At 39.5% G+C, this 20,011-nt stretch carries 21 protein-coding genes and 1 tRNA gene; 13 read left to right on the forward strand and 9 right to left on the reverse strand.

All coding sequences use genetic code 11. The features are described 5' to 3' along the window. Nucleotides 1-7: 7 nt before the first annotated feature. From leuB to leuC, 5 genes are all read right to left on the reverse strand, one after another. Complete coding sequence (gene leuB / locus H3T75_RS02780) at nt 8-1,078, reverse strand: 3-isopropylmalate dehydrogenase (RefSeq protein ID WP_037392326.1); 1,071 nt, start codon at nt 1,076-1,078, stop codon at nt 8-10. 91 nt (nt 1,079-1,169) lie between these two features. Beyond that, nucleotides 1,170-1,811 (reverse strand): 3-isopropylmalate dehydratase small subunit, encoded by a 642-nt coding sequence (gene leuD / locus H3T75_RS02785; RefSeq protein WP_174830315.1) that lies wholly within the window; start codon nt 1,809-1,811, stop codon nt 1,170-1,172. A 66-nt stretch (nt 1,812-1,877) separates the two neighbouring features. Beyond that, nucleotides 1,878-2,018, reverse strand: coding sequence for an entericidin A/B family lipoprotein (locus H3T75_RS02790; protein WP_051506459.1), 141 nt, complete (start codon nt 2,016-2,018; stop codon nt 1,878-1,880). 18 nt (nt 2,019-2,036) lie between these two features. Continuing rightward, entirely contained in the window at nt 2,037-2,162 is a 126-nt protein-coding gene (locus tag H3T75_RS02795; RefSeq protein WP_078474712.1) for an entericidin A/B family lipoprotein, read from the reverse strand. Between the two features lie 95 nt (nt 2,163-2,257). Continuing rightward, nucleotides 2,258-3,664 (reverse strand): 3-isopropylmalate dehydratase large subunit, encoded by a 1,407-nt coding sequence (leuC, locus tag H3T75_RS02800; protein ID WP_025330973.1) that lies wholly within the window; start codon nt 3,662-3,664, stop codon nt 2,258-2,260. A 606-nt stretch (nt 3,665-4,270) separates the two neighbouring features. On the opposite strand from leuC, the gene gshA reads away from it, so the two are divergent. From gshA to H3T75_RS02850, 10 genes are all read left to right on the forward strand, one after another. Next, nucleotides 4,271-5,629, forward strand: coding sequence for a glutamate--cysteine ligase (gene gshA / locus H3T75_RS02805; RefSeq protein ID WP_084548020.1), 1,359 nt, complete (start codon nt 4,271-4,273; stop codon nt 5,627-5,629). A 94-nt stretch (nt 5,630-5,723) separates the two neighbouring features. Next, entirely contained in the window at nt 5,724-6,734 is a 1,011-nt protein-coding gene (gene trpS / locus H3T75_RS02810; RefSeq protein WP_198210939.1) for a tryptophan--tRNA ligase, read from the forward strand. A gap of 70 nt (nt 6,735-6,804) precedes the next feature. Then, nucleotides 6,805-7,776, forward strand: coding sequence for a glutathione synthase (gene gshB, locus H3T75_RS02815; protein WP_198210940.1), 972 nt, complete (start codon nt 6,805-6,807; stop codon nt 7,774-7,776). Nucleotides 7,777-7,826: 50 nt separating this feature from the next. Then, nucleotides 7,827-8,234, forward strand: a complete 408-nt coding sequence (locus H3T75_RS02820) for a diacylglycerol kinase (RefSeq protein ID WP_174830307.1) — start codon at nt 7,827-7,829, stop codon at nt 8,232-8,234. Nucleotides 8,235-8,381: 147 nt separating this feature from the next. Next, nucleotides 8,382-9,308: an AEC family transporter gene (locus tag H3T75_RS02825; protein ID WP_198210941.1), complete on the forward strand. Its 927-nt coding sequence runs from the start codon at nt 8,382-8,384 to the stop codon at nt 9,306-9,308. Nucleotides 9,309-9,470: 162 nt separating this feature from the next. Then, complete coding sequence (locus H3T75_RS02830) at nt 9,471-10,403, forward strand: DMT family transporter (RefSeq protein WP_174830305.1); 933 nt, start codon at nt 9,471-9,473, stop codon at nt 10,401-10,403. A 27-nt stretch (nt 10,404-10,430) separates the two neighbouring features. Further along, a complete protein-coding gene (locus H3T75_RS02835; RefSeq protein WP_084548016.1) occupies nt 10,431-11,348 on the forward strand; it encodes a LysR family transcriptional regulator in 918 nt (305 codons plus the stop codon). Between the two features lie 294 nt (nt 11,349-11,642). After that, on the forward strand, nt 11,643-12,500 hold the full coding sequence (dapF, locus tag H3T75_RS02840; RefSeq protein ID WP_198210942.1) for a diaminopimelate epimerase: 858 nt from the start codon (nt 11,643-11,645) through the stop codon (nt 12,498-12,500). After that, nucleotides 12,497-13,150, forward strand: a complete 654-nt coding sequence (locus H3T75_RS02845; protein ID WP_198210943.1) for a DUF484 family protein — start codon at nt 12,497-12,499, stop codon at nt 13,148-13,150. Before dapF ends, H3T75_RS02845 begins: the two co-directional genes overlap by 4 nt. After that, entirely contained in the window at nt 13,150-13,704 is a 555-nt protein-coding gene (locus H3T75_RS02850) for a hypothetical protein (RefSeq protein ID WP_198210944.1), read from the forward strand. Before H3T75_RS02845 ends, H3T75_RS02850 begins: the two co-directional genes overlap by 1 nt. Before the next feature lie 108 nt (nt 13,705-13,812). Here H3T75_RS02850 and H3T75_RS02855 read toward each other — a convergent pair whose 3' ends face one another. Further along, nucleotides 13,813-14,028, reverse strand: a complete 216-nt coding sequence (locus H3T75_RS02855; RefSeq protein WP_025330962.1) for a hypothetical protein — start codon at nt 14,026-14,028, stop codon at nt 13,813-13,815. 1,068 nt (nt 14,029-15,096) lie between these two features. Here H3T75_RS02855 and H3T75_RS02860 point away from each other — a divergent pair. Then, nucleotides 15,097-16,752 carry an electron transfer flavoprotein-ubiquinone oxidoreductase gene (locus H3T75_RS02860; RefSeq protein ID WP_198210945.1) on the forward strand — a complete coding sequence of 552 codons (1,656 nt, stop codon included), beginning with the start codon at nt 15,097-15,099 and terminating at the stop codon, nt 16,750-16,752. Nucleotides 16,753-16,829: 77 nt separating this feature from the next. On the opposite strand, the gene H3T75_RS02865 is transcribed toward H3T75_RS02860, so the two are convergent. Beyond that, nucleotides 16,830-17,081 carry a hypothetical protein gene (locus tag H3T75_RS02865; RefSeq protein WP_078474237.1) on the reverse strand — a complete coding sequence of 84 codons (252 nt, stop codon included), beginning with the start codon at nt 17,079-17,081 and terminating at the stop codon, nt 16,830-16,832. A 142-nt stretch (nt 17,082-17,223) separates the two neighbouring features. On the opposite strand from H3T75_RS02865, the gene H3T75_RS02870 reads away from it, so the two are divergent. Next, the gene (locus tag H3T75_RS02870) at nt 17,224-18,159 is read left to right on the forward strand and encodes a hypothetical protein (RefSeq protein WP_198210946.1); all 936 of its coding nucleotides are present in this window, start codon (nt 17,224-17,226) and stop codon (nt 18,157-18,159) included. A gap of 166 nt (nt 18,160-18,325) precedes the next feature. Here the strand turns inward: H3T75_RS02870 and H3T75_RS02875 are convergent, their stop codons facing one another. Continuing rightward, nucleotides 18,326-18,658 (reverse strand): carboxymuconolactone decarboxylase family protein, encoded by a 333-nt coding sequence (locus tag H3T75_RS02875; protein WP_084562332.1) that lies wholly within the window; start codon nt 18,656-18,658, stop codon nt 18,326-18,328. A 99-nt stretch (nt 18,659-18,757) separates the two neighbouring features. Beyond that, nucleotides 18,758-19,273 carry an RNA polymerase sigma factor gene (locus H3T75_RS02880; RefSeq protein WP_198210947.1) on the reverse strand — a complete coding sequence of 172 codons (516 nt, stop codon included), beginning with the start codon at nt 19,271-19,273 and terminating at the stop codon, nt 18,758-18,760. 568 nt (nt 19,274-19,841) lie between these two features. Here H3T75_RS02880 and H3T75_RS02885 point away from each other — a divergent pair. Next, nucleotides 19,842-19,917, forward strand: a tRNA-Thr gene (locus H3T75_RS02885). The last annotated feature ends 94 nt before the right edge of the window (nt 19,918-20,011 follow it).

The following is a 20,011-nucleotide window of genomic DNA, read 5'->3' on the forward strand; positions in this document are numbered from 1 at the left end:
AATTATCTTATAACGCAGCAAGTACGGCATCACCCATCTGGCTGCATGAAATACGCGTACAACCTTCTTCAAATATATCACTTGTCCGCAAACCTTGTGCCAGCACTTTGCCTACAGCTGCTTCGATTCGCTGAGCTGCATCTTCGTTATTCAGGCTGTAACGTAAAAGCATCGCTAAAGAAAGTATAGTAGCCAGTGGATTAGCCAGATTCTGACCGGCAATATCAGGAGCAGAACCATGTGAGGGTTCATACATGCCCTTACCGGTTTCATTGAGAGAAGCGGAGGGCAGCATACCAATAGAGCCGGAAAGCATTGAAGCCTGATCAGAAAGAATATCACCAAAGATATTGCCTGTTACGATAACGTCAAACTGCTTAGGTGCTTTTACCAGTTGCATGGCGGCGTTGTCTACGTACATATGGCTAACGCTGACATCAGGATAATCTTTACTCATTTCTGTAATGATTTCACGCCATAATTCTGTTGTTTCCAATACATTGGCTTTATCGACGGAACAAAGTTTTTTGTTGCGTTTTTGTGCTGCTTCAAACGCAATTTTACCGATACGGCGAATTTCACTCTCACTGTAACGCATGGTGTTGATACCTTCGCGTTCACCGTTAGCTAGTGTATGAATTCCGCGCGGTTCACCAAAATAAATATCGCCGGTTAATTCACGCACGATAAGAATATTCAGTCCGGAAACTACTTCCGGTTTTAATGTAGAAGCATTGGCCAGCTCTGGATAGAGAATTGCCGGACGCAGATTGCCAAAAAGATTGAGGTCTTTGCGTATGGCTAGCAGACCGCGTTCGGGACGTAACGAACGTTCCAGTTTATCGTATTGAGGGCCGCCAACTGCGCCAAGCAATACTGCATCTGCCTGACGACAGATATTCTGAGTAAATTCAGGGTAGGGATGTCCGTATTCATCATAGGCTGCTCCTCCCAATGGTGCATACTGATAATCTGCATCCAGCCCCTCTGCAATCAGTTTGTCCAGAACGCGTACAGTTTGTCCGATGATTTCCGGTCCGATACCGTCACCGGGAAGAATAGCAATATGTTTGCTCATTTTATTCTTTCTGCTTATCGATTAATGACTGATAATTTTGAGTTATCAGTTAGTTTTTCAGATTATAAATGATTGAAAATTTCTGATTCAGTCAGAGCTGATACAGCCATGGTTGTTGTTGCTTATGTTTATTTTCATATGCTTTGATAGCATCAGCATGTTGTAATGTCAGTCCGATTTCATCCAGACCGTTAAGCAGACAGTGTTTGCGGTGTTCAGTAATCTCAAAATGATAATGTTTTCCGTCTGGCGTGTTAACAGTTTGTTCCGGCAGATTAATATTTAGCTGATAACCTTCATGAGCTGTCACATCGTGAAATAGGAGATCAACAGTTTCTTCAGGCAGAACGATAGGTAATAAACCATTTTTGTAGCAGTTATTGAAAAAGATATCAGCAAAAGAAGGTGCAATAATGGCACGGAATCCATAATCATCCAGAGCCCAGGGAGCGTGCTCACGGCTGGAGCCGCAACCGAAGTTTTTCCGTGTGAGCAGAATATGCGCGCCCTGATAACGTGGCTGATTAAGCACAAAGTCTGGATTTAGCGGACGTTTACTGTTATCCATACCTGGCTCACCATGATCCAGATAACGCCATTCATCAAATGCATTCGGCCCGAAGCCGCTGCGTTTAATGGATTTAAGAAATTGTTTGGGAATGATTGCATCAGTATCTACATTAGCGCGGTCAAGAGGCGCTACGAGTGCAGTAAGAGTGGTAAAAGATTTCATGCGGTATTTCAGTATTTTATAGTTTATGATTGAATTTTATGCAAGCCCTTGCGGGCTTGCATGCAGTTACATTTCTGAGCGTACGTTGTCAGAAGCATTACTTACAGCCTGACCGCCGGCAGAAATATCGCGGCCTACACCGGAAACAGTATGACAACCGGCCAGAAAACCAACAATAGCAAGACTTAAAAGCATTAATTTTTTCATGATCTTATCCTTGTATTGTTATCTGTTGGCAGCATTGGATAAATGTTGACCACCAGCTTTGACATCCTGTCCCACGCCGTGAATTGTGTGGCAACCAGTAACTACGGCCATAACCATTGCAGCAATTAACAACATTTTTTTCATACCGTACTCCTTCAACAAAGATAAATATTAACAAATTCAATCAGAACTACATGCTTATCATGCACTTGCTGGATTAAAACTGCAAGTTATTCACTTTATATCTGTCGCACATCGGTAAAATGTCCGGTAATGGCAGCAGCCGCTGCCATCGCCGGACTAACCAGATGAGTACGTCCGCCGTTACCCTGTCTGCCTTCAAAATTCCGGTTAGACGTTGAGGCACAGCGCTCCTGCGGCTGTAAACGGTCTGCATTCATGGCCAGACACATTGAGCAACCTGGTTCACGCCACTCAAATCCGGCTGCTGTAAAGATTTTATCCAGTCCTTCTGCTTCTGCCTGCTGCTTAACCAGACCGGAACCGGGTACAATCAATACCCTTTTTACATTATCTGCTTTGTGATGTCCTTCTGCGACACTGGCAGCAATGCGTAGGTCTTCAATTCGTCCGTTTGTACAGGAACCAATAAAAACAACATCTACCGGAATCTCGTTAACTGGGGTACCGGCTGTTAATCCCATATATTGCAGTGCGCGCTGCATACCTTCCCGTTTAACTGGATCAGTTTCAGCAGCCGGGTCTGGTACTTGCTGATTGACTGCAATCACCATTTCGGGTGATGTTCCCCATGTTACCTGTGGTTCTATATCAGCAGCATTAAAGTGGTAGGTTTTATCAAAATGTGCGCCTTCATCGGATACTAAAGTATGCCAGTAGCTGACAGCCTGATCCCACAGCTCACCCTGAGGTGCAAAATGACGGTCTTTAATATAATCAATAGTTGTCTGGTCGACGGCAACCAAACCAGAGCGGGCACCGGCCTCTATGGCCATGTTGCATAAGGTCATGCGACCTTCCATAGAAAGATTACGTATAGTCTCGCCGCCAAATTCGATTGCATAGCCTGTACCGCCGGCTGTACCAATTTGCCCGATAATATATAAAGCAATATCTTTGGCTGTGATACCTGTTTTTAGGGCGCCATCAATTTTAATCAGCATGGTTTTTGATTTTTTCGCAGTAATACACTGTGTTGCCATCACGTGCTCTACTTCTGATGTGCCAATACCATGAGCAAGTGCGCCGAATGCACCATGTGTAGAGGTGTGTGAATCACCGCATACTACAGTCATCCCAGGTAAAGTTGCTCCCTGTTCAGGTCCGACAACATGCACAATACCCTGATTGATATTTTTAAACGGATAATATTTCTCTACACCGAATTCGCGAATATTTTTATCCAGTGTATTGACCTGAAGTTTGGATATCGGGTCAGTAATTCCTTCGTCCCAGTGATCGGTCGGTGTGTTATGGTCAGCAGTGGCCACAATGCTTTGTTCACGCCAGAGCGGACGGTGAGCAAGTTTCAGTCCCTCAAAAGCCTGCGGACTGGTTACTTCATGTACAAGATGGCGGTCAATATAAAGTAAAACTGTACCATCAGCCTGTTCTTGGACAATATGGCTATTCCACAGTTTTTCATACAAGGTTTGTGCATTCATTGTAGTAGCTTTGTTTTGTTATGTTTTATGTGTGATGCATCTTAATACTGTTAAGGTGGTTTTACAAGTATTTTGTCTAAAAAATAAATTTTTGGACTAAAATAAATAAAATTATCGAATATTTTAGACTAAATGTCTAATTGTATGTTTAAATTCTCTATAAATCATTTGATTTGAGCTGGTTAATCTGAATCATGTGTGGTAAAGACTGTAGATAATAGTTTCTGCTCTATAAAGATTAGAAGTTATTGGTTTCAAGCTGGCTGGCACTTTTTCAAATAATAGTAAGCGATGCTTTTATCTAGATATCTGTGTTAACTTAATAATATGTGTTTATATATTCGGTAGTAATCAGAAAAAAGTATGTACAAAGGATAGTTTATCTGTTGATATCTAAATTTTTATATTAAAAAAATAATATTTTCATTGTGTTATATTCTTGTGACTGGTTTGGTTTATATTTATGGTTGCCTGCTTGAATCTGTCTGAAAATAAAACCTTTAGTTGAGCCAAACTTAAAAAGAATACCCTCTGAACCGGCAAAATTATATAGAATACCGCATGTGCAGCAAAAATGCTGGGTATGAATGTAGAAAGGAATGAAATATGAGTTTACCTGATGTAGCCTCAGCGCATCGTGAAGAATTGCAGGATTTTGAACGTGCAATTTTAGCCAGTCAAACACAGATTGAATCATGGTTTCGTGCTCAATGGCGACATCACCACGCTCCTTTTTACGGTTCTGTGGATATTCGTAACAGCGGATATAAATTAGCCAGCATAGATATGAATCTGTTTCCGGGAGGATTTAATAATCTGAATCCCGTTTTTCTTCCGCTGGCATCAGTAGCAGCACAGGATGCCGTAGAACGTGCCTGTGCAGATGCACAATCAGTTTTACTGATCCCCGAAAATCATACGCGCAACACTTTTTATTTACAAAATGTCTATGCGCTGTATTCTATCTTGCGCCATGTCGGATTAGATGTTCGTATCGGAACCCTGAATCCTGAGATTACAGAGGTTACCACGCTGGAAACAGCGCTGGGTGATCACATTACGCTGGAACCGGTACAGCGACAGGGCAATCTTTTACAGCTGGCCGACGGTTTCACCCCTTGCATGATTCTCCTGAATAATGATTTATCTGGCGGTGTGCCGGAAATATTGCAGGGTTTGGAGCAAACATTATTGCCTCCGTTAAAAGCAGGGTGGACTACAAGGCGTAAAAGTACACATTTTCAGGCCTATAATCAGGTAGCTTCTGAGTTTGCACAATTAGTAGGTATAGATGAGTGGACAATTAATCCTTACTTCGAAGTATGCAGTGGTCTGGATTTTACCAGTCATGAAGGAGAAAACCGGCTGGCTGAAACTGTCGAAAGATTATTGCAGCGTATTCAGCACAAATACGATGAATTAGGTATTCAGGATAAACCATTTGTTATTGTTAAAGCCGATGCCGGTACTTATGGTATGGGTGTCATGAGTGTGCATTCTGCTGAAGAAGTACGCGGTTTAAATCGTAAAAAACGCAATAAAATGGCTAAAATCAAAGAGGGCCTGGAAGTAAGCGAAGTAATTGTACAGGAAGGAATTTATACTTATGAAACGCTGAATGGCGCAACAGCCGAGCCAGTGGTATATATGATGGACCGGTTTGTCATTGGTGGTTTTTACCGGGTACATCAGGATCGCGGACCGGATGAAAATCTGAATGCAGTTGGTATGCATTTTGTACCATTACAATGCAATATTGCTTCTCTGGATACTCAGAGTGCTGAAGAAGCAGCCAGTAAACGGGAATTTAAACCATGGGAACAGCTGGGCATACCGCAAACAGAAAATGTCACTCAGGCCAGAGATTGCGAAAGTATCCGCTTATATGTTTACGGAGTGCTGGCCAGACTGTCACTTCTGGCCGCTGCCATTGAGTTGGAAAATATGTCTGAACCGGCGGTTTAATTTATCCGGATCGATTATATGATTCGCTGAATATCAAAGTATGATAACCGGCTTCAGTATTAATAAAAATTTATTTTTAAAGTAAGTGCCTATAATGAAAAAAATTCGTGTTTTAACTGGTGTAACGCCAAGCGGAATTCCGCACCTGGGTAATTATGTAGGGGCAATTCGTCCAGCAATACAAGCAAGTATGAACTCAGAAGTAGAATCTTTTCTGTTTTTATCTGATTATCATGCGCTGATTAAATGTCATGAACCTGAAAAAGTACATGAATCTACCAAAGCAGTAGCAGCAACCTGGCTTGCCTGCGGTCTTGATCCGGAACGGACAACTTTTTACCGTCAGACGGATATTCCTGAAGTAATGGAATTGAACTGGATACTTACCTGTAATACAGCCAAAGGTTTGATGAACCGGGCACATGCCTATAAAGCTGCGGTACAGGAAAATGCAGAAAAAGGGCAGGAAGATCCGGATCACGGAGTTGAAATGGGGCTGTTCTGTTATCCGATGCTGATGAGCGCGGATATACTGATGTTTAATGCGGATAAAGTACCGGTAGGGCGTGATCAGATTCAGCATCTTGAAATGGCGCGTGATATTGCCGGACGATTTAATCATCGTTATAAACCGTTATTTACGTTACCGGAAGCTCAAATTGATGACAACGTTGAAACTCTGGTAGGGCTGGACGGCCGGAAAATGAGCAAAAGTTATGGCAATACCATTCCATTGTTTGAGTCTGAAAAAAAGTTGCAGAAAGCTGTTAATAAAATTGTTACCAATCTGAAAGAACCCGGTGAAGCCAAACAACCGGATGAAAGTCCGCTGTTTGATATTTATAAAGCATTTTCGACTCCGGCAGAAACTTTACAGTTTACTCAGATGCTGGCTGACGGGCTGGCCTGGGGTGAGGCTAAAAAAATTCTGGCTGCAAAAATTAATGAAGAACTGGCTGAAAAACGTGAACGTTTCGAGCAGCTTAACGCACAACCATCCTTAATTGAGGATATTTTGCAGGCTGGAGCAGTAAAAGCAAGTCAGACAGCAAAACCTTTGCTGGAAGCGGTACGTGAAGCTGTGGGTATCCGCTCACTCAAATAAATAGCGTGGTAATTATCCGGATGGGAATAATTTTATCCCGGCCGGATAAAAATTCTAACAGGTAAATTCAATGAAAATCTTATTTATTGCAGACCCGATGGCGAGTTTCAAGACTTATAAAGATACGACTTATGCCATGATGCGCGAAATGTCTCAGCGGGGCTGGAAATTGTTTCACACCTTAGCCGGTGACTTGAGTGTGCAAAATGAGTATGTGACAGCAAAGGTAGATGTATTTGATTTTATTGAAGCAAAAGATAAATATGACCATGCATGGTTTAATGTTTTATCTCAGCAGCAATATACCTTAAATAGTTTTGATGCAGTAATCATGCGTACAGATCCGCCTTTTGATATGCAGTATCTGTACGCTACTCATTTGCTGACACTGGCTGCTAATCAGGGTGCGCATGTATATAACAGTGGTCAGGCTATGCGTGATTTTAATGAAAAACTGGCTATTCTGAATTTTCCTGAGCTTACCGCACCAACACTGGTTACTACCCGCGCTGCAGATATACGTGAATTTTTAACCCGGCATCATGACATTATTATTAAGCCTCTGGATGGTATGGGAGGAATGGGTATCTTTCGTTTGACGCTAAGTGATCCCAATATCGGCAGTATTCTGGAAATGCTGATGCATCTGGATAGTCGAACTATCATGGCGCAACGTTATATTCCGGAAATTGTGCATGGTGATAAACGTATATTGGTTATTGGCGGAAAAGTCGTTCCGTATGCGCTGGCTCGTATTCCGCAGCAGGGTGAAACGCGCGGAAATCTGGCTGCCGGAGGAAAGGGTGTGGCTCAGCCATTGAGTGAACGAGATCAGCAGATTGCAGAAACACTTGCTCCGGAACTGGTACGCAGAGGGATTTTACTTGCCGGTCTGGATGTTATTGGTGATTACCTCACTGAAATTAATGTAACCAGCCCGACGGGTTTTCAGGAAATTACCAGTCAAACTGATTGTAATGTACCGGCACTTTTTGCTGATGCAGTGGAAGAAGCCGCCCGCTTATATGGCTCTCCGGTTTAATACTTAAAAACTCAATTAAAAATTCAATATAACGAGGATAATATTTGATCATGCCTGAAAATAATCAATCGTTTGCAACATCGATTAAAGGTAAAAAGGGCTTACGCCGTATATTCAATGCCTATGGTTATTCTCTGGCGGGTTTGAAGGCTGCTTGCAGTGAATCGGCTTTTCGCCAGCTGCTGGCATTAAATAGCGTATTGATTGTACTTGTATTTGTGCTGGATTTTGGTAGCCTGACACGAATGGTATTAATCATGGCATCGTTTTTAAGCTGGATTGTGGAATTATTTAATACTGCTATTGAAGCTGCGGTAGATCACACTTCGCTGGAAAAGCATCCTCTGGCAAAGCGAGCCAAAGATACGGCTTCAGCCGCTCAATTGTTAACCATGCTATTGCTGGCTGTATTATGGTCAATGGCATTGTGGAGTGACTATTTTGTAAACTGGTTTTAAGTCACAATTAAATTTAGGATAAGGGCAGAATAATTACATAATAATGACAGCCTGATTCTGAAAAATATTGCCAAACTATTTACATTTTCTTCATATAGCAGAATATATACATATCTGGCAGATATACTGAGAAGGAAAGGGCAGACAATGCATTTTTTGCTGATTTTATTACCGGTATTTGGTATTTTCGTCACGGGTTTTATCGCTCAGAAGACATTGAAATTTGATATTGCCGGTTTATCAAAAATGTCTTTGTATATTCTGTCTCCCTTTCTGGCTTTCAAAACTTTCTTTAATCACCCGCTAACTAGTGCTTATGTTTATTATGCTTTTTATGTTCTGGCATTGTGTGTCGGGCTGATTATACTGGTTTATCTCTGGTCGGCATTTTGTCATTATAAAAATCAGGATAATTGTGCTCTGATTCTGGCTTCATGCTTTATGAATAACGGTAATTATGGCACTCCGGTAATTCTGGTATTTTTTGGTAGTGCCGGTTTTGATATTGCTGTTATTCTGATGGTATTACAGCAATTTATTATGAGCACCATCGGCACTTATTATGCAGCTAAAGGCAGTAGCGATGTTGATGGTATTAGCCAGAATACCGTACTGAAAAAAGTCTTACGAATGCCGATTATTTATGGCGCATTGTTCGGATTAATATTTCAATTACTGCATATTCCTTTAAGTAAGGAAATTATGCTGGCAGTGGGTATGATCGGGGATTCATCTATTCCGGTAATTATGCTGATTCTGGGCATGCAGCTGGCTACATTGCATATCAGGCAGATTGAAACAGCCAAAATCAGTTTTGCGCTGGTTATCCGATTACTGATTTCACCTCTGTGGGCAATGCTGCTTGTATATTTTATGCCAATAGATCTAATGGCTAAAAAAGTGCTTATAGTGCTGGCGGCAATGCCTACCGCGGCTAACACTACATTACTGGCTGTCCAGTTCAATACCAGACCACAGCTTGTATCTACAGCTACCTTTATCAGCACGGTTTTAAGTTTAATTACTTTGCCTGTTGTTCTGATGCTGGTTCAGCCCCCGGTTATGCATTTATAAATAATATAAATAAAATTCTTACAAATGCTTCTGGTTGAGATATCTGTATTTAATAACAGTTATTACCTGATGTAATAACTGTTATTACGGCTGCTGTAATGCACTTTTACCTGAGAACTGCTATAAAAATAAAAAATTTAATACTGAATCAGGTTTAATGATATGAAAGTCAGTCAGCTGCAAAATTATCAAAGTATCTTGTATTTATTAATCACGGTTGCAGGCTGGGGAATTATGTATCCTGCCTCAAAACATGCTGTTTCTTCTGGTATTGATGGTTATTATCTTACCTGTATTCGCTATGTGCCTGGTGCCCTGCTGGTTAGTCTGGTATTGATTATTCAGGAAGGAAAACAGAGTTTTCGGACAGAAAATAAAACTTTGCAGCTTTGGTTTTTCGGTAGCGTCGGTTTTGCCGGATTGAATTTTTTTACATTTATCGGTATAGGATTCTCATCAGCCGAACATGCAACGATTATTCTGGCTTTAATGCCTTTATTATCCCTGATTTTATTTTCAATAATTCATCGCATTTTGCCGGATTTTCGCACAATCATCTGCATGCTATTGGCTTTTACTGGCATTGTTCTGGTGATTACCGATGGAAATTTTAACCATTTACTTGCCTCATCAAGTTTTATCGGCGACATATTATTACTCACAGCAACTGTTTGCTGGGTAATATATACTTATTTTGCCAATACGATGATTTCAAAATATGATTGGAGTGCATTGCGTATAACCGCTCTGAGCTCTTCATTAGGAATGTTAACCATCATAGCAATAACTATGATTGCGACTTTGCTGGGATATGCCGGCAGACCGGAAATGAAAGCCATATTAGCAAGCAGACTGGATATTTTTATACTGATTATCACTGCGCTGGTTATCATTAGCTGGAATGCCGGTATTAAAGGTCTGGGTGCAGTTAATGGTATTTTGTTTGTTAATCTGGTACCGGTTATTTCGTCTGTTATCGGAATTTTTCAGGGGCATAAAATTTCTGTAGTGGAAATGTGCGGTATGGCTATAACTTTGGTCGCGTTGGTGCTAAATAATATTTTTATGCGAAATAATCAACAGACTAATGATTAGATTCAAATGATTTAAAGCATTATCAGAATGAAAAAACGTTTAAAAAGCATGCATATAGCTAGTCTTGAATTGTTTTTGACGGCTGCTGAAAATGAAAATTTTTCTACAGCTGCACAATATCTGAATATTACCCCGGCAGCAGTCAGTCGTTCAATTAAGCGGCTTGAGGAAAGAATAGGGGTTGAATTATTTAGTCGCAATACCCGTAAAACAAAATTAACGCCAGAAGGACGAATTTATTATACAAAATGTACTGAAGTTCTGGAGTCATTAATCAGTACCGAAAAGGCACTGAAAGTAAACAAAGAGGCAATTTCCGGTAAATTGAAAATAAGCGTTCCGGAAACTTTTTTTAATTATAAAATAATACCTTATGTAAAATGCTTTTGTGCACAGTATCCGCAGCTTAAGCTTGACTTTCATGTAACAAACCGCAATATTGACTTTGTAACGGAAACTTATGATATTGCTGTAAGACTGATTCAGCCGGATACCAGACTGGAACCATTTTTAGTTAAAAGGAAATTATATTGTGCCACATCCGGTTTGTTTGCCAGTCCTGAATATTTGTCTGAGAATAATATAATATATGAACCGGCTGATATTCAAAATCATAAGTGTATCAATTTCAGTATCAGCCAGAATAATAAAAAATTTTCATGGAAATATATAGATAAAAGCACAGCACACAGTAATGGAACTGATCAGATACACGTATTTGACAGTATGCTGGCAACAAAATTTCTGGCCATTAATGGCAATGGTATTGTTCAGCTTTTTCGATTTGCTGTTCAGGAAGAGTTACAATCCGGCAAGCTGGTCGAAATATTACCGGAATGTTCTCAGGATAATCAATGGGAGTTTTGTTTTCTTTATCCGCAAAGCAATAAAAATTCGGCAAAACTACAAGTTTTTATTGATTATTTCAGTAAACAAATAAAATAATCAATCTTTCTGCATAATTTATATAAACAGATTTATTTATCTGAATAGGTTCTGTTTGATAAATTGACAAAATCTTTTGCTGCTATTTTCTCTTGCCGGCAAAATAATCGGGCTATTCAGGTTAATTGTAAATAAAATAGCTGATTTAGTGATCAGTAACGCCTGTTTTCAAGATAATTGTATTTTTTCCGGATAAAGATATTTGCTAATTAGTTCAGTGCAGAACTTATCGTTACAGTGATAAATCGGTATCATAGCTGCTTAAACCAGTTGTGATGACAGACTGAATGGCATATGACTAAACTAAAATTTACTAAAATGCATGGTTTGGGTAATGATTTCATGGTGATAGACGGAATTAGCCAGAAATTTTATCCGGATACAGCACCAATCGCTGCATGGGCTCAGCGCCATACAGGGGTGGGATTTGATCAGCTTCTGCTGATTGAAGCACCGCAGACACCGAACGCTGATTTTCGTTATCGTATTTTTAATGCAGATGGCTCCGAAGTAGAGCAATGTGGTAATGGTGCACGCTGCTTCGCCCGTTTTGTTTATGATAAAGGATTAACCAGCAAAAAACAGATTGTGGTAGAAACTGCCGGTGGAGTAATTGTGCCGCGATTGAATGAAGATGGGCTGGTAACAGTGGATATGGGTATACCGCTGTTTGCACCGGAACAGATTCCCTTTGCGGCTGTTGATGAAAATGATGCCAAGAGTATCAGCCATGAACTGGTTGTCGGAGCTGATACCGTTAGTGTGACCTGTATCAATATGGGTAATCCGCATGCAGTGGTGGTTGTAGAAGATATTAATCATGCGCCCGTGCACCGGCTTGGTGCAGCCATTGAAAGTCACAGACAGTTTCCTCAGCGGGTTAATGTCGGATTTATGCAGATAAAAGCGCCACGAGAGATTTATTTGCGTGTGTTTGAACGAGGTGTCGGAGAAACACAGGCATGCGGTACCGGTGCCTGTGCTGCGGTTGTGGCCGGAATCAGTCTGGGCTTACTGGGTGATGATAAACCGGTACAGGTGAATTTACCCGGCGGGCAGCTATCAATAAGCTGGCAGCAGAAACCTGATGCGCATGTCTGGATGACCGGGCCGGCAGAGACTGTATTTGAAGGAGAGATAAATTACTTATGAGTATTAAGGAAGCTGAAGTACTAAAATTTTTACATGCACAGCCACAGTGGTTATACGAACATGCTGCTGAATTTAATCTGCGCCCGATTGAAAGCAAAATATTGTCATTTCAACAGGGCAAAATGCAGGTAATGCAGCAGAAGACTGAAAAAATGGCCTCACAGCTTATTCAAATGCTAGGCGATGCTGATGCTAACCATACATTAATGGCTAAATTTATGGCGTTTACTCAGCGTCTGCTTATCGTCAATACTCTGGCACAATGGCAACGGGCCATCAGCGATGGATTAAACAATGAATTTACTTTACCTTATCATGCACTAATCATCACTACGGATATTCCTAAAAATGTTCGTGTACCTGTAAATTTACATGTGAATGAGAAATTTAAGGTTATTGGTAAAAAATTAACTGCTCCAGCTTGTGGCGCTTTACCGGTTGCTGCTTTACTGGAGTTATTGCCTGAACAACCTCGACTGGAAAGCTTTTTGCAATTACCTTTACGCTGGAAAGGGCAGACGCTGGCTATTCTGGTGATTGGACATGAAGATGATGCACATTTTTCTCCCGATATGTCTACTGAATGGGTCGCTGCTATAGCAGATAATATGGCGGCTGTGCTTGCACGTTTGTTGAAACTGGTGCGTTAATGGGTACGCTAATCAGTTATGCAGTAGTATTGGCATATGCAGGAGTATTTGTCTGGCAATGCTGTAAATACCGGATTTATGGCTGGTTGGTTGTTTCACTGGTACTCTGGATCATTCTGGCCGCGATGAGTAGTCTGATATTACCGGGTATTGCTGATTTATTTAAGCCACTAAATCTGTATTTGATGCCAGTGTATATCTTGCTTGGTTCATGTTTTGCTCTGCATCGGCGCGATCAGCTGAAACAAAGTGCATATTTAACTGCGTTGCTGTATGGTGGCTGGTTACAGTTTAGTGCGTTGGCTGTTTGTTTGGTTTTGGTATTATGCTTAGTGAAAAATGTTATCCTGCAAATTCCATTACTGGTCACTTTATTCCAGATGTTTGTCTGGCAACCGGTTTTCTGGATAGGAAGTCAGTGGATAATAATGCTTCTGCTATTTTTACGCAGTACAGAAACTGAAAAACCTCTCTGGAGTGTACGAACTGTATTATTTTTCTGTTTATTTGAACAGTTGTTATATTTGATGATGAGTTTCAGAGGCAAACTGTAAAAAATTTTAATCAATACAAGTTGCTTGAATAACTTTATTATATTACTCGATACGATTAAGCAACAAAAAAGCCAGACTTTCCAGTCTGGCTTTTTTGATTTCTTGTGCTTAGTTAGAAGCAGCAGAAGCTTCAGAAGCTACAGCAGGAGCAGAAACTTCAGATGCCGGAGCTGGAGCAGGTTCAGAAGCCGGAGCTGCTTCAGAAGCTGTAGCAGGAGCAGAAACTTCAGATGCAGCAGACGCAGCTGGAGTTTCATTTTTATCATTGCAGGCAGCCAAGAACAAAGACATCAGAGCTGCAGCAACTAATAAAGATTTTTTCATGATTATGTACCTTAACTTGTATCAAAAAGTATTACTTTAGTGATGGAAATCCAGTTTTTGCACACTATATCATTCGTCAATAAACAGCTATAGTGCGCATAACTTGTGCAAAGCGAATTATGCCCCGCCTTGCAAACTAATGCAATCAGCCAAGTGTGTATTTTCGTTAAATAAGTAGTTTCTTTGATACATGTATATAGTCTATATAGTCGAAAACATGGATTGATAGTGTATTTACTTCTACACGCGCCCATAGAAAGGTGTTGTAATTTAAAATATAAAGTATTGATAAATTTTAATAAAAATAAATATTAGGCAACAATATTGTTATTAAAAAGTAATTATGTGATTAAATTATTAGTAATCGGAAAAGTTGCTTTTTTACAACAAATTTACATGTTTGTTGTTTTATATACTCAATATCTGATTAGCATTTACTAACAGTGGTGATATTTGATGAAAAGTAATAGAAAAAATCAGCTATATTTTACTGAAGGGTTTAATTTATACATAACTATATAATATTTATATTTTTTTATTTAAATATAAATTATTAATATCGTTGTGACTGTAATTCTACGATGGATAATTTACATAGATTGTTGAAAAGCATATCTGATAACAGATATATTTTGATTCCTTCTTGAAGGCTTGAAGTGCTGATTAATTTCTTGCTGTTATATTTATAGTTTTTACGGTTTTTATTGTGAAGTATTAATAGTTAGCAATGATGTAAGTCGTTTAAACTTTTTTAAGTAGAGTGAAAATCGGCTTCCAAATCAACAAAATTTACATTAAATACTTTTATAAGATAGTGGTAATTACGGGTAAGTTTAATTTACCTGCTTTCATCAATATTTATTATTTGATCAAAAGTGTTCGAAATTAATTCTATATATAATATTTTATCTGCTTGATTACTAAATTAATATATAAATTCGTTAATCAGTGTAGTCGATATATCTAGTCATTGTTCGATATAATGCCAGTTTTTATTATACGGTATATGTATATTGTTTATGTCTGCCGTAGATTTAGTTATCATTGTTTCAATGCAGGAAATCGACCATGACAGAATCCATAGAACGTGAAAGCATGCATTATGATGTAGTGATTGTTGGTGCCGGACCGTCTGGATTAGCTGCTTCCATACGATTAAAACAACTTGCAGCTAAAGAGCAACGTGACATTAGTGTATGCATTGTCGATAAAGGTTCTGAAGTGGGGTCGCATATTCTTTCAGGAGCCGTCATTGACCCGCGTTCATTATCTGAACTGATTGAAAACTGGCAAGAAAAAGGCGCACCTTTAACCTGTGCAGTTAAAGAAGACCGGCTGCTGTTTCTGACTGAAAAAAAAGCTTATCGTTTACTTACTCCGTCCAGCTTTAATAATCATGGTAATTATATTATTAGTCTGGGGTTGTTTTGTCGCTGGCTGGCACAGCAGGCTGAGGAAATGGGAGTAGAGATTTATCCTGGTTTTGCAGCTGCAGAAGTTCTTTATCATCCTGATGGTTCCGTACGCGGAATTGCTACCGGTGATATGGGACTGAATAAAGACGGACAACCGGGAAGTAATTATCAGCAGGGAATGGCGTTACTGGCAAAACAAACTATATTTGCAGAAGGATGTCGGGGCTCGCTTACCAAAACTTTAATCCGGCAGTTTCAGCTGGATAAAGATTGTCAGAATCAGACTTATGGAATTGGTATCAAAGAATTGTGGTCTATTGCCCCGGAAAAATCCAAACCGGGCACCGTCATTCATTCAATTGGCTGGCCGCTAGACCGGAAAACTTATGGTGGTTCGTTTCTTTATCACTTAAATGATAACAAAGTTGCTGTCGGGTTTGTGGTCGGACTGGATTATCAGAATCCGTATATGTCACCATTTTCTGAAATGCAGCGCTATAAAACCCATCCGGCTATCCGGGAGGTGCTTGAGAGTGGTACCCGTATTGCTTATGGGGCCCGTGCATTAAGCGAAGGTGGGTTGCAAAGTTTGCCCAAACTGACTTTTCCGGGTGGCGTGCTTGTCGGAGATACTGCCGGTTTTCTGAATGTTCCCCGAATCAAAGGCATTCATGCGGCAATGAAGTCAGGTATGCTGGCAGCAGAAGCTATTGCTGAGGTATTAAAAGAGGAACATGTCAGTGATGATAGTAATACTGAAGCAGTGAAATATAGTGAAGTGTTTCGAAACAGCTGGCTGTATCATGAGTTACATAAAGTACGAAACATCCGGCCATCATTTAAATGGGGGCTGTTTGGCGGTCTGGCCTATAGCGGACTTGAAGAATATATTTTCAGAGGTAAGGCACCGTGGACGCTACGTCATAGAAGTCCGGATTATGCATCTTTACGCAAAGCACAAGCATGCCGGCCTATTGATTATCCCAAGGCTGATGGTAAATTAACCTTTGACCGTACGAGTAGTGTTTATCTTGCCAGTATCAGCCATGATGAGAATCAACCCGTACATTTAAAATTGAATAATCCTGAGCTGGCGATATCGGTCAATTATCGTGAATATGCCAGTCCGGAAACACGCTATTGTCCGGCTGGTGTTTATGAAATTGTAGATCAGGCCGGTGAACCGCATTTACAGATTAATGCGCAAAACTGCGTGCATTGCAAAACCTGTGATATTAAAGATCCTGAGCAGAATATTAACTGGGTTTGTCCTGAGGGTGGAAGCGGACCCAATTATGCAGAGATGTAAGAAAATAATAATTTATTTTAACAGAATCTATTTAATTAAACAGGCTGGCAATTATACTATTGCCAGCCTGTTTAGGTTTAATGTTCACGTTCGTGAAAAAATGCATAAGTGGCATCGTGAAATAATTCTACTTGCGGATTTTCCTCATACTGTAATTCCGCAATTTCATTATCAAAAGCCGCGCGTATGGACTCAGTAGCCAACTCAGCTATGTCTGCAGGCAGCGCACGCAGCAGACCTTTAATTGCGGTGGCCAGCACCCGGTTTTGCATAATCAGAGCCTCGTTGCTTTCTTCCAGAAACTCTATTCGCTGTTCAATGGTACTCATGTGTTATTCCTAATTTAATTGAACACTATGTAGTTTATTTTAGCATTTTAACCTATAAAAGTTGCTATAATTACTCAGATATGGCTTACATAAAAATATGCACAGCCAGTTAAAATATACCGGACTGATCAGAAGTGGGGGCATGGTGAAAAATCAGTATGAACAACAAAATCAATTTGTTTTTACTTTGAGTGATGATCTGCCTGAACAGCAATCTGTCGCTAATTCAACTGTCAGCTCTGCAAAAATGACTACAGAGACTATGCCCGAATGGGAGCGCAGTCTTGAGCAGTTGCGCCAGCACAAAAAAAAGCAAGATAGCCGGTCAAACCGTCGGGAAGAAGTCATATCAGATGCACCGCCGTTATCTATACCTAAAACCAGAAGACGTCCGCATGATTTCAATGTGCCTCCGATAGTTACCAATCCGATAAAAAATCGTAACAGACAACCTGAGCCAGAGCCTAAAACGGTATCCACATCCCAGCCTGCTGAAGTTTTACTTGATCCAGTACAGCGTGAGCGGGTTTATCGGGCTTATCTGAAACAATGGCAGCAGCAAAGTACACTAGAAGCGCAAAAGCAGGAGTCTGCATTAAATGATACAGCCTTGCTGATTCAGGAAGACTGGCTGGCCGCACAAAACTGTTTACAAAGCGCTCCTGTTGATGAAAATCTGCCTTCAAGCTGTACTATCCAGCTAAAAGGCAAACAGTCTACTGTTATACCAACAGAAGTAAGCCGGCAAAATACAGAAGATGAGCTTTCTGCTACCAGCGATAATGGCCAGCCGATCATTCATGTACATATGCATGTCATAGAACCGCGAGGTACAGCTAACAGGGCAGTAACCTGTATTTCCGAGCAGGCTTTACTGCAACAGTTAACTGAAAAATTACGTCCGCATCTTACTGATGTATTAGCCGGTATGGTTCGTGTTGCAGTACAAAAGCATACGGCCGGTCTGGTAACCACATTACAGCGTGAATTAATGGCCGAAGTACCCGGAGCAGTAGAGGATGTACTGCAACATAATCTGACACAGGTTATGAATAATTTTAAGAAAAAACAACGCTAACTCAGGCCTTGCTTTAATCTAATATTTATTGATAATGTAACTGAGTACACTAGCCATTCGAGTGTACTCAGTTTAATAATCTAGTTACAAATCCAGAAAATTTAAATAGCTGCTCCTACAAGGTATATACATAAGTATTTATTATTGTTTTACTAAATCAACTATTTTATTGCTCAAATAAACGCATTGCCAGCAAACCATGTGCCATGGTTGCGCCTGCTTTTACAGAAGCTGAAATTGAAATTAATTCTGCTAATTCTTCTTCACTTACTCCTGCTTGTTTTGCTCCTTTAATATGAACATCAATACAATATGCGCATTGCGTAGTCAGTGCTACGGCTAAAGCAATTAACTCTCTTGTTTTTATCGGAATATTTCCTTCTCTGCGTTTGATGGTTTTATGGTCAAAATCTATAAATGCCTGTGTTTCTTCGGGTGCATATTTTAATAATGCAGCAGTGTATTTAAAATCATTGCTTGATTGATATTGATTAGTCATTTTATCTCCCAGTTTAAAATTAAAACTAACATTCCTGATAAATTCTTTACGAAAAGAACAAAGCTATTATGTTGTCTATAAATTATTGAATTTAAATTTTTATAAATTAATTTTTTCTTTTACCATTAATCTGGCACGGTGTAAGCGACTTTTAACTGCCTCAACTGTGATGCCAAGCTTTTCAGCAACTTCCGGCGTGGAGTACTCCTGAATATCCCGCAAAATCAACACCTGCCGGTAAATCAAAGGTAAAGAAATAATTGCATTAGTTAGATCTATTTTAAGATCGATATCTGCAGAAGATGCAGACAGCTTATCAATATCTGCCCGGGCTTCAATGTTTTTGGATTGTCTGACTTTAAATAAACGATAACATTCTCGTTCTATAATTCGAAATAACCAACTTGTAAAAGAAGAGATTGTTTTCAGCGTACCGATTTTTCTATGTAACTGCCATAATGTGAACTGCACAGCATCTTCAACATCTTCTGTTGTGGAACATGTTCGTCTGGCAAATCTTCTGATGTCTGGCTGACATACTAACAATAACTGATTAAGTGCATGTGTATCACCCAGACAGGCATATTTAATAAGTTGTTCTTTGTTTTGTTTCATTTTTTATCCACTGCTTTCGGCTTAAAATTAATGCTGCATAAACCTGAATAAATATCTATTTTTATCAACACATCTGAATAGAGTGCTAAATATACAGAATGGATTCAAAATATTTGATTAAATTTGTAGAACAAAGTTTATTAGTCAGACTGAATTGGAAAAATCTAATATTGAAAGAACATTGATTATTAAAATTTTTTTATAAATATCTGATTAAAAATAAATTTAAGAGAAGATAATTGATTATGTGGTTTGACCGAAATGTGGCTAAATCAATTTTTAAATCTTCTATTAATTTATTGAGATACAAAAATTAATCTCGAAGAAGAAAATAAAATATAAATTATTTTAGATAAAATCTGAATATTTTTAATATTCAATTCAATTATTAGAAAACCTATTAAAAATTTCAGGTATAAAGCGCAGAAATAACTTGAGGCTCAATTAAACAGATATTATATTTATGGTCAAAACTATTATATTAACAAATAAATAAAATTGGATAGCAATGGTGAGTATAGAGCGATTATGCTATACTGCGCGCCATTCAGACTATTCTGAATTGGAAGCCAGTATAGCTCAGTTGGTAGAGCAGCGCACTCGTAACGCGAAGGTCGTAGGTTCGATTCCTATTACTGGCACCATATATATTATTAGAAATAATGGCTTACAAGGGTTTTGTGACAAATTTGTGACAATACCCTATTTTTATATAGCAACTTTTAAATGTCACTGATT

This window comes from Snodgrassella sp. W8135 (assembly GCF_016101225.1).
GTDB classification, from domain to species: domain Bacteria; phylum Pseudomonadota; class Gammaproteobacteria; order Burkholderiales; family Neisseriaceae; genus Snodgrassella; species Snodgrassella alvi.